The sequence below is a fragment of the Schaalia cardiffensis F0333 genome (genome assembly GCF_005886435.1).
Taxonomy (GTDB): Bacteria; Actinomycetota; Actinomycetes; order Actinomycetales; family Actinomycetaceae; genus Pauljensenia; species Pauljensenia cardiffensis.
Genome location: NZ_CP040505.1, coordinates 713,647 through 728,515, shown reverse-complemented (window position 1 = coordinate 728,515; position 14,869 = coordinate 713,647). Strand labels below are relative to the sequence as shown.

The window sequence follows — 14,869 nt, the reverse complement described above, 5'->3', positions numbered from 1 at the left end:
GGCAGTTGATCATCGTCATGGCTCACCCATTCATCAGGTGGTCTTCGTGTTCGTCAGATGCTTACCAATATAACCGACGACGACCTTCCCGAGATCATTCGTTCGGTCTGCGAAGTAGAGGCGAGGACTGATGGATCCTCGAGTCTGGATAACGAAGTGGGCAAACATCGTACATGCCCCAGATGGATCGACCTCCTTCGGAACACTGAAACGTCTTTCCACTCCCATCTTCTTCGAGTTCTTCACAGTGTCGGATTCGTTTGCTCTGAAACGGTCGCCCTTGACGAGGCGAGCGCCGGCCGGGGCACCGCCATCAAGGTACTGACGAATCCCGCCGTTGAAGTCCTTTCCTTCTGGAGTTTTCCGGAAGTCGCAGTACTCGTCCAGCATTGCGAGAATGTCCCACGTCGTCTGAAACCACAAGCCACCCGAATCCTGCGCGGCGATCGAGCGGGTCGCTTCCCAGTCGCAGGCGAGAATGAGGTTCGGGAACTTCTCGTCTCCGAAATCGATGATCTCCTCCCATTCCTTCAGCTCTTGGATGTACTTATCCTCTGGTTCGCTCCATGTTCCAGAGGCATCGATTCCGGCGTCACCAAGAAGTTTGCGCGCTTGTTCGAGTTGGTACTGATAGGCGCGTAGCGACTTCTCACGGCTGCGGCTCTCTTCATCCATCACCATCATCTCGAGCTTGAGATCATCGATTTGCGCTCCGAACTTGATCTCAGCCTCCGCAGCTTCCTCCCGGGCGGCGATCCGAACCTCGTCTCGCTCCGTCTCGAGGCTCCGAATCGCAGTGTTCGCTTTGTCCAACGCCTCGCGTAGCTCGGTCTCAAGCGAACCTCTTCGCGCAAGAGCGCTTTCAAGTTCTACGATTCGCTCATTGAGATGCTCAACTCGAGCATCCGCTTCGTTGTGGCTGACATCTGAAGACAGCGATTCGACGACTACGGACTGCGCCTCACCCGAGACTGTAGGCACCGAGTGAATCTCGATTGAGGGAACATTCTCCGGCATGCGCACTGCGGGCACATCGACGACTGCCGATGCCGATCGGTTCGCTACATCGAGCTCCCACCCGGTAGTGACATCGAGACGACGCAGGAACTTGCTCAGCGGAACGGCGTTTCCATGCTCACGGCAGATGCGCCCATACATTCGCCGAAGTTGAGCCCCGTCTTTCTCAAGCATAGTGCGGGCGGCAAGAGTCCGATGTCGGAGTCCGTCTGCTGGATCATCGATGTCGACCGAGAGCCGAAACGTTCGCAGCGAATAAGGCGCTAGTCTGTGGCCCGGCGAAACTAGAGAGTTGTACATCTCCGTGGAAGCGCTGTCGAGAATGACAACTGAAGCTTGCCCTGCAGTCTCCGCGGTGATCGTTCTGAGGATTCTGTCCCACTCACGCTGATCGACAGTCTTGTCCTCAGCGCATGCGATGATGAGGCCCCTACGGCGTTCATCTTGCAAATCGGAGATGAAATCGTTGACCCCATCACCTCCTTTGAGCCAAGTCGGCTCATCAACGAGACGCATCCGCGAGTCAACACAGGCATAGGACTGGAGGAGACGCTGGATGAGCCTGGGGCGATTCGACCACATGGGCCGACCGTCGGCACGCGGATCCGGGGGAACATCGATGTCGAGAGCGATCATTGGGCGCGAGTTCTTCGTTCCGTGATCGAATCCAATGAGGAGACTCGTCACCCACTGACCGGCGTCCTGAGGAGGATCGAAGTAGATGAGCTTCCCGTACTCGATGTCCGCTCTGGCGCCGCGAGTATAGATCGCGCGGGCACCGTTGGAGAACGTCTGCTCACGGAGAGGCTCGAGATCGTCAATACCTCGGAGCCTCTTATCCTTGCGGAGCCATGTGAACCCCTCACCAAGAAGGGCATCTACAGCATTGTCTTCGGCGATGCCGACAGAAGCGTCGAGATCGACGGTGAACGCGCTTCGATAACCGAGCACTACGTACCTCCTCTGACTTGGGATGATGAGATGATTTCACAATGCACCTGCATCTCAAGCACAGTTGCAACGACTCGCCGAATCAGTCATCAGAAGGAAAAACCCATGATGTGCTGTCAGGTTTTTGGGCAGTGGTTCTGGTTTTCCTTCTTGCGTGTCAGGCCGCCAGGGTGTGGCTGGCAGCCATCCGGTCGGTCCAGGCTTGGGCTGGTGTGATGTATCCGAGGGTGGAATGGAATCGGGTCTGGTTGTAGAAGCTGATCCATTCGCCGACTTCGTGCTTCGTGGCAATTCCGCCGCAGTGTGGTTTCTGGTAGTAGAACTCCACTTTCAGGGTCGCGAAGAACGATGAATCGCTCCGGGTTTGATAGAGGCAGTGATGATTGGAAAGGATCACTGTCATGACGAGTTCGAGGAAGTATCTTGATGAGTTGCGTGAGCGTGCGACTCGGTTGGTGTTGGAGGCCCGTGGGGATCCTGAGCGGTCCAAGGGTGCGATCGCTCGGATTGCTGGTGAGTTGGGTGTCCATCCTGAGGCGTTGCGTTCCTGGGTGAAGCGTTCGGAGATTGATGGTGGTCTTCGGGCGGGGACGACGAGTGCGGATGCCCAGCGGATCCGGGAGTTGGAGAAGGAGAACCGGGAGCTGCGGCGCGCCAACGAGATCTTGAGGAAAGCGAGCGCGTATTTCGCCCAGGCGGAGCCAGGCCGCCGATAAGAGACATCGATGGGTTCATCGATGAGAACCGGGCAGAGTACGGGGTCGAGCTGATCTGTGAGCAGCTGGTGTCAGCCGGTGTCCAGGTCGCCCCGTCGGCGTATTGGGCGCGCAAGCAGCGTCCCCCATCGGCCCGATCGCAGCGTGATGACGTGTTGAAGGGGGGAGATCCGCCGGATTTATGAGGAGAACTATGAGGCCTTCGGCGCTCGGAAGATGCACGTCATGCTCAACCGGTCCGAGGCTGCCGCACACCATGGGGCAGGTCATGTCGCCCGCTGCACGGTGGAGCGCCTCATGAGAGCCATGAGTATCAGCGGCATCCGGAGGGCAAAGAGCCCGAACACTACCCGGTCCACACCCAAGGATCAGTGTCCGATGGACCGGGTGAATCGGCATTTCGCTGCGCTCGCGCCGAACATCTTGTGGGTGGCGGACATCACCTACGTGAAGACGCACGCCGGGTGGGTGTACGTCGCGTTCGTCACCGACGTCTACTCGCGTCGGATCCTGGGGTGGCAGACCTCCACCAGCTTGTACACCGACCTCGCCCTCGACGCGTTGAAAATGGCGATCTGGCGTCGACGCCGCGACGGCGCCGACCTAACAGGCCTCATTCACCATTCGGATCGGGGCGTCCAGTACACCGCGATCCGTTACGGGCAAGCCCTTGCCGACTGCGACGCCGTCTCCTCGGTCGGCTCCAAGGGCGACTCCTACGACAACGCGCTCGCCGAGGCACTCAACTCGTTGTATAAAGCCGAGCTGGTCCGAAACAAGGGCCCCTGGAACTCCATCGACGACCTGGAGATCGCGACGGCCCAATGGGTCCACTGGTACAACACCATCCGCCCTCACTTCCGCGATCAACATGCACACCCCAGAAGAACACGAGAACGCTCACACCCCACCCCCGCCGGAACAGACCAGACCCCACACCCCCCAAAAGGCAGCCGCCGCAACCAGATGAAACACCCTCTACAAAACCCGGGGCTTGACAGGGTCTGTTGTAGGGTTTGGTGACAGGGTGGGTTAGGCGGTGGTGATAGCTGCGGGGATCATGATGGTTTCGTATTCGATGGGTGTCAAGCGGTCGAGGTGGGTTTGTGTGCGGCGCCGGTGGTAGGGTCCTTCGATCCAGGTGACCAAGGCGATCCGCAGCTGCTCCCGAGTCGTCCAGACACGCCGGTTCAAGACGTTCTTTTGGACGAGGCTGAAGAAGGGGACTCCACGGCGGCGTTGTCCGAACAGGACGCGACCCTGCCCATCGATCCGACGAGATGATGATGGGCGAGAGCCTTCTGGTATTTATTCGATCGGAAATTGGCTTCCACGATCCGAATGGACAATGCAGCCCGAGACGTCACCGCGCATGGCGACGGCGTTGTTCAACGCGTCAACAGTCAGACGTGACTTCATCCGAGATGCGATCGAATAACCGACGATCCGGTTGGAGAAAACGTCTTTGACGCAACACATGTACAGCTTCCCCTCGCCGGTTTGGTGCTCGGTGATGTCCGTCAACCACAGCTCATTGGGCCCACAAGCAGCGAATTCGTGATGGATCTGCCCATGAGCATCCACTCGAGCGCATCAGTCATCATGAACGGCAGGACCCGGCTTGGCACCCCGCCTCCTCATTCTTACCGAACACGCTCCACCACTTGTTGCTCGAGGTGATCTTCCAAGCCGTCCGGTCCGACATCATCTCACCTCGGGCGCGTGCTTCGTCAGCCAACAGCCGGTAGCCGAACTCGGGATCATCGCGGTGAGCATCGAACAGAGCATTCGCCCGGTACGCCTGGGTGACTTCCGCATCCGTGATGGGGCGTTTGAGCCACCGGTAGTAGTGCTGGCGATGCAAGCCCAGGACCCGACACGTCCTGGCGACGGGGATCCCGTCTGCGGCCAGCTCGCAAACGAGCGGGAATCTTCATTGTGGTCTGATCTGCCGAGCAAAGAACGCCGCTGCCCTTCGCAGGATCTCATTATTCTTGCTCGAGAACCTGATTACGGCGCCTCAACGCGCGAAGCTCAGCTGACTCCGACGCCGCTGAAGCGTCAACGTCGCGTGGTCTCTCAGCTTTGGCGATCCAACGTCGCAGACACGACTCGGTAATACCGAAATCCTTGGCAACTTGTCGAATCGGGGCACCACCACTTCGAGCCACACGCACAACATCCTCACGGAACTCTTTGGGATACGCCTGAGGAATAATGACAATCCTTCCAAAACACACACAAATGCGCTCACATCAAGTGTCACCAAAACCTACAACAGACCCCCACAACACTTCACCCTTTCAGATCAAGAACCCCCACACACCGTTCATCAGACAGACCCAGCGGCCGAGGTGGTCGTGTCTGTGGTGCCTGTGGTAGGTGCGTTCGATCCAGGTGACGATCGCGATGCGTAGTTGGTCGTACTCGCTCAAGATCTGCGCCGCCAGGGCATGAGCCTCGCTCGCATCGGGCGGATCCTTGACTGCTCAACCTCAACAATCAGACGCGCTGTGGGTTGCTAACACCATAGATTGGTAGTACCATTCTCGTGTGGCCATTAGATTCACTAAGAGTGCCGGACGCCACGGGGTATCTCAACAAGAAGCCCTGCACGCTGTTTTCCATCACGTTAACGCTGCTTCGATTGAAGGAGAGCCGGGAGAAAAGACCATGGTCTTCGTCGGATTGCCGCACCCTCAAGCACGGCGGTTCATCGAGGTGATTGCTTCGATCAGGGGGAGCGCAGATATCAAGATCTTTCACGCAATGGAGGTCACCGACGCGTGGAAGCATCTGGTCTACGAAGCCGGGCACACAGAATGGGAGAACGAATCGTGACTCACACACTGACTGAGGAAGAAGAAGCCCGCTACAGCGCCCTCGCAGACACAGCGGAAAGGGGCGAACTCAAGCAACTCGGACCCGCACTCGGGTCGAGGACGCTCGCCAACGCGGGCGATCTTGCGTCGTTCATGGTGACTCATGGCGTGACCACTGGGGGCCGACCTAATCTCGGGAGAGCGCGCGCTACGGGTCATGGGCGGTCGCCGCGGCGCCAGGTACGGCTGCCTGAGGATCTGAACAATCGCTTGGATGCATATGCTGACGCCAAAGACCTCACAGTCTCCGATGTCATCCGCGCCGCCCTCGAAGCGTATCTTCAACCCGCCTAACCGCCGGTATTGATCACTGCCAGGAGGCATCCTTGGATTGCCAGCAGACTGTGCACATCAGATGTAGCCGCGGCATTGAACGATGGCTATTGACCAATATCGATGCCAGGTCTTTGCGCGAGTCAGGGCCCTGACTCGTTCCGCCGACGAATACGTTGATCATATTCCTTGAATCCGGCACCTAACAGCATCAGGAATATCGCCATCCACCACATGAATTCAGAATCCTGAATCCCCCGAATCATCGAATACGCCAAGTTAACGCCCAGCCCCGCGGCTGCGAGCCAGTAGCACGCCTCACCGATGAGAGCCCACACACCCATGTTGTTCCACCGAGACATCACACGCCCCCACCTAGCGCTGTGGCAGCAACTCAACGAGCAGCCCACCGTCATCGAGTGTGCCATCATCGAGTTGCATCCGTGGTGTTGTGCTCATGGTGGCCGGGGTCTGTAACCCCGACAACAACCGCCTCAGAATACTCCTCAACGGCGGCGGCCCACACACCTACCCCACGCTCAAATACGAAGAGCCGGTTTGAGTCCCCACGCAAAGGATCGATGGCGCAACCCTATTTCCGGGGCCGTCGCCCCTCGATCGAGGAAAGTCAACAACCCGGAGTCGACCCGATCCGAGCGGCGCGAACGGCAAGTTCAGTTCTGGATGAGCAGCCGAAGCAATCGAGGAGTTGGGTGACGTAGGTGCGCACGGTACCCTCAGAGTAATTGGTCAGCTCTGCAATCTCCCGATTCGTCGCGCCCTGGATGAGCCATTCATATACGGCCCGTTGGCCGATGGAGAGCGAATCAACGGTGCGAGCCCAGCCTTCGGTGCGCTCCTGTTGTTCTCCAAGTGATCGCAACGTGTCGAGCGCAAAATCCATCGCCCTGGGCGCGAGTACGCGGTGCCCCGAATAAATATGGAGGAGAGAATCCACGATCTCAACCACAGGTAGATCCTTCGTAAGAAACGAACAGGCTCCTGCGGCGAAGGCCTCACTGAGGCGATGCTGGACCTCGAAGGCCGTGAACATCACGACTCTCACCGATGAGTGGAGCTCGGACATGATCCGAGTAGTCTCCACTCCGTCAAGCACGGGCATCTCGACATCCATCAGGACGATGTCGGCAGGGCGGTGTTCCACAAGCGCGAGGACCTCGCGCCCATCAGCAGCGGTCCCGACAATGCTGATGCGAGGATCCATGCCCAGAAGGGAGGCGAGGGCGTCGCGCAGATTGGGATCATCGTCCGCCAGAATCACTCGAATGGGGCGGATACGTTCGGCCGTCGACATGGGGGCGGTCATTCCACTCCCCCGATTCGGACAGCATCGATCGGCATGACGAGGGATATTATCCATCGTCCGGGCACTGTACCGAAGTACACATCACCGCCAAGCGTCTGTGCTCGGCTCTGTAGACTCATGATGCCCAGTCCGGACGACAATTCGAGTTGAAGATCCAGTTCTTCCTTCGACAGATCCGATACGACGGTGACTTCCACGCCGCGCTCCGACACATCCGCCGACACGTTGACAATCGAGTTAACAGGCGCATACTTCACGCAGTTCATCAGTGCTTCCTTGAGGAAAACAACGAGGAATCGCAGTCGCGTGGCACCCAGAAGCATTGACAGCTCGTGTTCGTCGGGAAGGGCGCTGTGCAGTCGTCGACGTCCCATACGAAGCATCTGGGCGGCATCATCAAGCGCATGAGACACCGACTCGTTCATCGGGTCGTTGCGGGGTTGCAGCATTGTTACTGTACGACGCAATTGAGTGATGGCACGCGCTATTGATTGTTCAATGTCGGCAAGTGCGTACAAAGGCTGATCCCGATTGGGCACTTGGAGGGAGCGGACCATGACCAGGGCCTTGGTCAGATCCGTGATCACCGTGTCGTGAAGCGTCACGGCGAGCTCTGTATTCGTCCTATGGGCGAGGTACTCCACCTGCTGTTTGAGCAGTTCAATTTGCTTACTGCTCGTCAGCATGAGTAGACCAATCGAAACAGCGATAACCATTTGAAGCAGCAACAACCAAACAAGCAACGCACCAGAACGGTCAACAGGCTCAAGATAATAAGCACCAGACACGGCGACGCCGGAAATCACTACGAGAACCCACCGATTCTGTGAAATCAACTCAGCTGTAGCGAGGACGACAAGAAACGTCGTCATCAGCGCGTCGAGGAGACTAGCGGGTGAGATGATGGCGAGGCAGCTCACGGCTATGACTGTCACACTCCCGAGAGTGGAGAACCACGCTGCTGCTGCCATGCCTCCGGCAATGATCGTTGCTACTAGAAGGGAACGCCATGGCATCCTCCCCGAAGTGAGCAGAGAGTAGCAGTCGAATGAGAGAAAAACCAGCGCGACCGCCGGATAAGTGAAATGCTTCCCCCAGCATTGAGTCCTTCTGACAGCAGAAAGCAAACGCTGGAATAGCCTCACTATCGCGACGCGCCTCGACACGCGGGATAATTCGGGAAGAAACGACAAAACAACTCCACAGGAGACACACGAACGCTCAAACGCTCGACGTGTCATCAGCATCCTGGGAGACTGCAGGATTGACCATACCCATCATCCTGGACATCGCCGCCATCATTCCAAGCACTCGACGAATCACAGTTGACCTCCACTGGTGTCGCTGGACAGCTCCATTCATCCATTCAACACCGATGAGGACATCCGCGACTATCGAGGAATGTCGATATCTTCCCCGTAGTCTCTCCCCGCATCAGCCGAACGCGCAACGCCAGCTACGTCATGAGCAGGGCGAATACGCCACAACGGTCCGGCCCCGGACATGTAGTGACACAGTGGGGCCGGGGAGTGGACTGCTCCCCGGCCCCATCTCAATCAGCGAGTGGCACCGCCTACACGAGGATCACTCCTCAGAAGCGGACTCCTCCTCGTCCTCGCGCTTACGACGCGTGCGAGTACGGGGGCGGCGCTCACGACGCTCAGAACGATCACGGCGCTCACGACGCTCCGTGCGCTCCATCGACTCAGAGCCCGCAGCCTCGGCAGCTGCGGCATCCTCGTCAAGGACGGCGTGCAAGCTGAGCTTGCCACGATCACCGATCTCAGCGATCTCCACCTCGACCTGCTGGCCGACCTGGAGGACATCCTCAACCGACTCAATGCGCTTGCCACCGACAAGACGACGCACCTGTGAAATGTGCAGGAGCCCATCCTTACCGGGGGTCAGCGACACGAAAGCACCGAAAGACGTGGTCTTGACGACCGTGCCGACAAAGCGCTCGCCGACCTCGGGCATCTGCGGGTTCGCGATCTGATTGATCATCTGACGAGCTGCCTCAGCGGACTGGCCAGAAGCAGAGGCGATGTACACCGTGCCATCGTCCTCGATCGTCACATCGGCGCCAGTATCCTCCTGGATCTGATTGATCATCTTGCCCTTCGGGCCGATGACCTCGCCGATCTTATCGACCGGGACCTGAACCGTGATGATGCGCGGCGCATTCGGGCTCATCTCATCGGGGCCGTCAATCGCCCGGTTGATCAGATCGAGGATCGCAAGACGGGCGTCGCGGGCCTGAGCAAGAGCGCCGCGAAGAACCTGCGAGTCGATGCCGTCAAGCTTCGTATCCAACTGAAGAGCCGTGATGAAGTCCTTCGTGCCCGCGACCTTGAAGTCCATATCACCGAAACCGTCCTCGGCACCAAGGATGTCAGTCAGGGTCACGGACTTCTGCACGCCATCGACCTCGCCGGTCATCAGACCCATGGCGATACCCGCAACAGGGGCGCGCAGCGGGACACCGGCCTGCAGGAGCGACAGAGTCGAAGCACACACGGACCCCATCGAGGACGAACCGTTCGAGCCCATCGTCTCGGAGACCTGGCGGATCGCGTAGGGGAACTCGTCGCGCGGCGGAATCACCGGGATGAGGGCACGCTCGGCGAGGTCGCCGTGGCCGATCTCGCGACGCTTCGGAGCGCCGACGCGGCCAGTCTCGCCCGTCGAGAAGGGCGCGAAGTTGTACTGGTGCATGTAGCGCTTCGCCGTCACCGGGGACAAGTTGTCGAGCTGCTGCTCCATGCGGAGCATCGCAAGGGTCGTCACACCAAGGATCTGCGTCTCTCCACGCTGGAAGAGAGCCGAACCATGGACGCGCGGGAGGACCTCGACCTCGGCGGAAAGGGAACGGATCTGACGCGGAGTGCGCCCGTCCATGCGGATCTCCTCGCGGAGGGTGCGCTGACGGATCGTGTACTTCTCAAGAGAGCGGAAAGCGGCCTTGAGGTCCTTCTCCTGCTCCGGGTACTTCTCAGCGAGCCCCTCGAGCATCTCAGCCTTCACCGCGTCAACGGCCTCATCGCGGGCGAGCTTGCCCTCCGTGAGGAGCGCCTTCGCGAGCTTGTCGCCCACGAACTCCTCAACAGCCTTGTACTGCTCATCCGTGTAGTCGATGAACAGGGGGAACTCAGCGGTCTCCTTCGAAGCGTGCTTCGCGACCTCGATCTGAGCCTCGCACAGCACCTTGATGAAGGGCTTCGCGGCCTCAAGACCATCAGCGACGACATCCTCGGTCGGAGCGGGGGCGCCGGCCTGGATGAGGTTCCACTGGTTCTTGCCGCCACCAGCCTCGACCATCATGATCGCGACATCCTCGGAGCCGTCCTCGGCCTTGACGATGCGGCCCGCGACAACAATGTTGAACACGGAGCGCTCAAGCTCAGACCAACGCGGGAAAGCGACCCACTGGCCGTCAATGAGGGCGAGCCGAGTGCCGCCGATCGGGCCCGTGAAAGGCAGGCCCGCGATCTGGGTGGACATCGACGCGGCATTGATCGCGAGGACGTCGTAGGCGTCGTCCGGGTGGACAGTCAAAACAGTCTCGACGACCTGAACCTCGTTGCGCAGGCCCTTGACGAAGCCCGGGCGCAGCGGACGGTCGATCAGGCGCGCGGCGAGGATCGCCTCAGTGCCTGCGCGGCCTTCGCGGCGGAAGAAAGAACCGGGGATGCGGCCCGCAGCGTACGCGCGTTCTTCAACATCAACGGTGAGCGGGAAGAAGTCGAACTGGTCTTTCGGGGACTTGCCGACAGTGGTCGCGGAAAGGACCGTGGTCTCGTCGTCCAGGTAGGCGAGGGCGGACCCAGCGGCCTGCTTCGCGAGGCGGCCGGTCTCGAAGCGCACTGTGCGCTTGCCGAAGCTGCCGTTGTCGATGATCGCCTCAGCGGCGATGATGTCGGAGCCTTCCATCATGGTGGCGTTTCTCCTTGTTTCGGGGATATGAGAGTCGCGCCCGGCTTCGGCCTTCGATCGAAGTCCACGGCATCAATCCGAACGACCCAATGTCGCGGAGGTCCGTGAACCACTGTCGAAAACCGTCGGTCGGTGCGCAGTGGAACGGGCAAGAGGCTCAAGGCCTCGGCGAGGCCTTTCGAGTGGCCTCAGGGTGAAGGGCTGGCGCTCATCCGGGAGAGTGATGCGCGTCCAGGAGAGTGGTGCGCATCAGGGAGACCCGTGTGGTCTTCCCGTTCTCTTCCGATTTTGCGGCAGCGTCCTCGATGATGGGGAGCGGCCCTCAGGAGTCGAATGAGACCTGCGGGCGCGCCCCTCGTGGTCGATTGCTTGCGCGCCCCGTTCGGACGCGCAAGCAAAACCGGCCCGGTCCTCAAGAAGAGGATCGGACCGGGACGGCTCAGCGGCGCAGGCCCAGACGCTCGACGAGGGAGCGGTAACGCTCAATGTCGATCGAGGCCAGGTAGCCGAGGAGGCGGCGACGACGACCGACGAGCAGCAGCAGGCCGCGGCGCGAGTGGTGGTCGTGCGTGTGGTACTTGAAGTGCTCGGTCAGGTCCTTGATGCGCTTTGTGAGGAGCGCGATCTGAACCTCGGGGGAGCCGGTGTCGCCCTCGTGGGTGGCGTATTCGGCGATGATCTGATCCTTGACGTCCTTGCTCAGGGGCACAGGCTTCTCCTTATGACTCGTTGCGCGGGGCGGGAGGGCTATTCCCTACCGCTGACAGTCCGCGGCCGATCTGACGGCCTTTCAAGGCTAGCACGGGCGAAGATACGTACTTTCACAGGAATGGGCTGATCCGCGGGCAAAAGGGTGTGCGATCGGGCACGTCGGAAGGGAGGGGGAAGAGGTGTGGGGACGACTCGGGGCGTGGGAAGAGCGGACGCTGGGAGAAGCTGGGGTGTGGGAAAGGCAAGGGGCACAAGTCGGACGACGCTCGCACCATGCCCCATTAGAGCCCGCGCCGTTCTGAGCTTTTCCCATTCGGCTCGGCTAAATCTGGCTCTGAATGTCCGACTTGTGGCCGAGCGGCCGCGCAACCCAAGAATGTCCCGCGAAACCGAAAGCGAAGCGCTCGGTCTCAGGTGACGCACCGCCCTGACGCCGCGCCCGCCCCGAGGGAGCACCGCGCGGCCCCTGCGGCGCGCTGCGCAACCCCGGGGCAAGCTGTGCCGACGCGCGCCCACGCAAGTCTTGCGCCCCGCTGGCCTTGCCCGACTCTTGGGACGCTCTGGCCTCGGAGCTGCTGGCCTCGGAGCGCTCTGGCCCTGCACCCAAGGCAGTACTCAGCAGGCGGTGACGTCTTCAGGATCAATCCTCGAGGCGACCCCCACCCCGAGGACATACGCCGATTGACGCAAGTCATCATCCATCTGGGCGAGCAGATCTTCAAGCGAGTCGAAAGCCAGCATCGGCCGGATCCTCGACACGAAGACAACAGCAATCCGCTCGCCATACAAGTTGAGGTCCGAGCGGCCCAGAACATGAGCCTCGACCGTCCGCTTGACACCATCGAACTGCGGGTTCGTCCCCACCGAGATCGCAGACGGCAAGAACTCTGCCGACTCCGTCCCCGGCACCTGGCGCACGACCCATCCGGCGTACACCCCGTCAGCGGGCACAACCCCCTCGATCCCCTCCTGCAGGTTCGCCGTCGGGAATCCGAGTTCGCGTCCTCGTTTGAAACCGTGCTCGACAGTACCGCGGATGCGATGGAGGTGTCCGAGGACTCGTGCGGCACCGGCGACATCGCCCTCGGCAAGAAGCTCCCTCACCCACGAAGACGACCAGCGCCTGCCCTCGGGCGCTTGAATATCAGTGACCATTGTGACATCGAAGCCATATCGACGCCCCAGTTCGCGAAGCGTGTCAATCGTCCCGAGGTTCGCGCGCCCAAAGTGGAAATCCTCTCCGACAACGACCTCGACCGCACCGAGACGCTCCACGAGAAACTCGACGACGAACTCCTCTGGTTCGAGCATGTACACACTCGCGTCATAGTGGACGACGAGAGTCGCATCAAGCCCCGATGCTGCCATCGCGTCAAGACGATCGCGAAGCGGGAAGATGAGCTGCAAGCCTGCTTCCGGCGCATGCACTTGGATGGGGTGCGGATCGAAAGTGATCGCAACCGCGTCAGTGCCGCGTTTGCGGGCGCGCTCCACGCACGAAGAGACGACGCGCCTGTGCCCATTGTGCATTCCGTCGAAGTTGCCGATCGTGACGACAGACCTCTCGCCTCCGGGCACATCGGACAGCGTTGACCAGATCTTCATCCTTCCCCTCCGAAAAATACGCAGATCGTCTTCAGGCGCGGCTTCGACGCATCGATCAGTCCGAGGATTCTCCCCTTCGGATCAGCCGCAGCGAAGATGGTGGTGTCCCCATCGACGAGGACGGGGGCGGTTTCTCCTCGAGTGCGGGCGTTGAGGCCTGCTCCATGATCGGGCATTGTGGAAGCGAGCGCATCTTTCGCTGATGTTCGAGGGCTAGACGGGTTGGGGGCTTCAAGGGCAGGTGAAGCAGACACCCCTGAGGCAGACGTAGCGGGCACTTCGGGGGTCGGCACAGCGAGGGCTTCAGGAGAAGGCGTCACAGCGACGCCTGGGGCAGACGCAGCGAGGGCTCCTGAGACAGACGAAACGGGCGCCCCTCGGGTAAGCGCAGCGGGCGCTTCAGGAGTAGGTGAAACAGCGCTTTCAGGGGAAGAAGGAAGAGTAGCTTCTGGGGCAGGCGAAGCGGCTACTCCGGGGGTAGGCGGCACAGGGGCTCTATGAACGGGGGCGGCCCACATCAGGGCTTCAAGCTCCTTGGGACCGCGCTTCGGGGGGTTGCCGTGAAGAAAACGCGCAGCTTCGGCCTCGTTCAAGGAAATGATCGGAAACATCGCCGTGACCGCTTCATCCAGCGGAATCAAGCCCGGAGCAGGTAAAGGCGCTTCTGCGTGAGAAGCGGATTTCAAAGCCCCTGCAGATGTCGGCGCAGGCAGCGGCATCTCTGGATGACACGGAACTAGCGAGTTCGCGGCCTCGTCCTCGAGCGAATCCAAAGTGCGGCAGTCCTCAAGAGTGAAGGCGCCGACGCGGGTGCGTCGCAAACGCGTCAGATGCGCCCCGACACCAAGCGCCGAACCGAGATCTCTCGCAAGGGCGCGAATGTAGGTGCCGGAGGAACAATCGACGACCACATCCACGTCAAGAACCTCGAGTCGGCCCGAGGGCGTGTCGAGGGTCGCCCGGCGCAGATCCGAACAGCGCTCAAAACGCGAAACCGTCACTCGATTCGCCTTGAGCTCAACCTCAACGCCCTCGCGCACCAGTTCGTAGGCGCGTTTGCCGTCAATCTTCTTCGCCGACACCGAAGAGGGCACCTGGTCAATCTCCCCGCGAAGACCCTCCATCGCATGTTCAAGCTCATCGAGGGACAAAGAGGCACAGCCGAGGGCCTGAACAAGGGCGCCCTCAGCATCATCAGTGGAAGTTGTCAGGCCGAAACGGATCGTCGCCTCATAAGTCTTCGAATGCCCCGTAATGAAAGTCAACAGGCGAGTCGCCTTGCCCACGCCCACGACCAGAACGCCCGTCGCCATCGGATCCAAAGTGCCGCCGTGCCCGACTTTGCGGGTATGAGCCAGGCGCCGCACGCGAGACACGACATCATGGCTCGTCATGCCCGAAGGCTTATCGACGATGAGGATCCCTGGAAGCGAATGATCTGGACGCTTCGCCAT

At 60.3% G+C, this 14,869-nt stretch carries 12 protein-coding genes, 2 pseudogenes and 1 other annotated feature; of the genes and pseudogenes, 4 read left to right on the top strand and 10 right to left on the bottom strand.

The features are described from left to right. Positions 1–33: 33 nt before the first annotated feature. The gene (locus FFA61_RS02935) at positions 34–1,968 is read right to left on the bottom strand and encodes a hypothetical protein (RefSeq protein WP_005961775.1); all 1,935 of its coding nucleotides are present in this window, start codon (positions 1,966–1,968) and stop codon (positions 34–36) included. A 157-nt stretch (positions 1,969–2,125) separates the two neighbouring features. After that, positions 2,126–2,371 (bottom strand): IS3 family transposase, encoded by a 246-nt coding sequence (locus tag FFA61_RS02930; RefSeq protein WP_138588755.1) that lies wholly within the window; start codon positions 2,369–2,371, stop codon positions 2,126–2,128. Here FFA61_RS02930 and FFA61_RS02925 point away from each other — a divergent pair. Then, positions 2,370–3,524 (top strand): annotated as a pseudogene (locus FFA61_RS02925) (IS3 family transposase); the annotation flags it as partial. The gene FFA61_RS02930 and the pseudogene FFA61_RS02925 overlap by 2 nt on opposite strands. After that, positions 2,648–2,779 (top strand) — a sequence feature (AL1L pseudoknot). Its footprint overlaps the pseudogene before it by 132 nt. Positions 3,525–3,716: 192 nt before the next feature. Here FFA61_RS02925 and FFA61_RS02920 read toward each other — a convergent pair. Further along, positions 3,717–4,900 (bottom strand): annotated as a pseudogene (locus FFA61_RS02920) (IS3 family transposase). A gap of 87 nt (positions 4,901–4,987) precedes the next feature. Beyond that, positions 4,988–5,119: a hypothetical protein gene (locus tag FFA61_RS09505; protein WP_005961787.1), complete on the bottom strand. Its 132-nt coding sequence runs from the start codon at positions 5,117–5,119 to the stop codon at positions 4,988–4,990. An 18-nt stretch (positions 5,120–5,137) separates the two neighbouring features. Between FFA61_RS09505 and FFA61_RS09590 the strand changes: the two genes are divergently transcribed. Genes FFA61_RS09590 through FFA61_RS09400 form a run of 3 tightly spaced genes read left to right on the top strand, consistent with a single transcriptional unit; the run spans position 5,138 to position 5,860 of the window. After that, positions 5,138–5,209, top strand: a complete 72-nt coding sequence (locus FFA61_RS09590) for a hypothetical protein (protein WP_423213311.1) — start codon at positions 5,138–5,140, stop codon at positions 5,207–5,209. Positions 5,210–5,237: 28 nt separating this feature from the next. Continuing rightward, a complete protein-coding gene (locus FFA61_RS02910) occupies positions 5,238–5,525 on the top strand; it encodes a hypothetical protein (protein ID WP_131247141.1) in 288 nt (95 codons plus the stop codon). Next, complete coding sequence (locus FFA61_RS09400) at positions 5,522–5,860, top strand: YlcI/YnfO family protein (RefSeq protein ID WP_005961791.1); 339 nt, start codon at positions 5,522–5,524, stop codon at positions 5,858–5,860. Before FFA61_RS02910 ends, FFA61_RS09400 begins: the two co-directional genes overlap by 4 nt. Positions 5,861–6,467: 607 nt before the next feature. Here the strand turns inward: FFA61_RS09400 and FFA61_RS02900 are convergent. The 6 genes from FFA61_RS02900 to truB form a co-directional block, all read right to left on the bottom strand. Beyond that, positions 6,468–7,166 carry a response regulator transcription factor gene (locus FFA61_RS02900; protein ID WP_005961793.1) on the bottom strand — a complete coding sequence of 233 codons (699 nt, stop codon included), beginning with the start codon at positions 7,164–7,166 and terminating at the stop codon, positions 6,468–6,470. Further along, complete coding sequence (locus tag FFA61_RS02895) at positions 7,163–8,038, bottom strand: sensor histidine kinase (protein ID WP_131247143.1); 876 nt, start codon at positions 8,036–8,038, stop codon at positions 7,163–7,165. The genes FFA61_RS02900 and FFA61_RS02895 overlap by 4 nt, the downstream gene beginning before the upstream one ends. A gap of 712 nt (positions 8,039–8,750) precedes the next feature. Beyond that, the gene (locus tag FFA61_RS02890; RefSeq protein WP_005961795.1) at positions 8,751–11,099 is read right to left on the bottom strand and encodes a polyribonucleotide nucleotidyltransferase; all 2,349 of its coding nucleotides are present in this window, start codon (positions 11,097–11,099) and stop codon (positions 8,751–8,753) included. A 439-nt stretch (positions 11,100–11,538) separates the two neighbouring features. Further along, complete coding sequence (rpsO, locus tag FFA61_RS02885; protein WP_005961796.1) at positions 11,539–11,808, bottom strand: 30S ribosomal protein S15; 270 nt, start codon at positions 11,806–11,808, stop codon at positions 11,539–11,541. Between the two features lie 617 nt (positions 11,809–12,425). Continuing rightward, the gene (locus tag FFA61_RS02880; protein ID WP_005961797.1) at positions 12,426–13,415 is read right to left on the bottom strand and encodes a bifunctional riboflavin kinase/FAD synthetase; all 990 of its coding nucleotides are present in this window, start codon (positions 13,413–13,415) and stop codon (positions 12,426–12,428) included. After that, complete coding sequence (gene truB, locus FFA61_RS09540; protein WP_005961798.1) at positions 13,412–14,869, bottom strand: tRNA pseudouridine(55) synthase TruB; 1,458 nt, start codon at positions 14,867–14,869, stop codon at positions 13,412–13,414. Before truB ends, FFA61_RS02880 begins: the two co-directional genes overlap by 4 nt.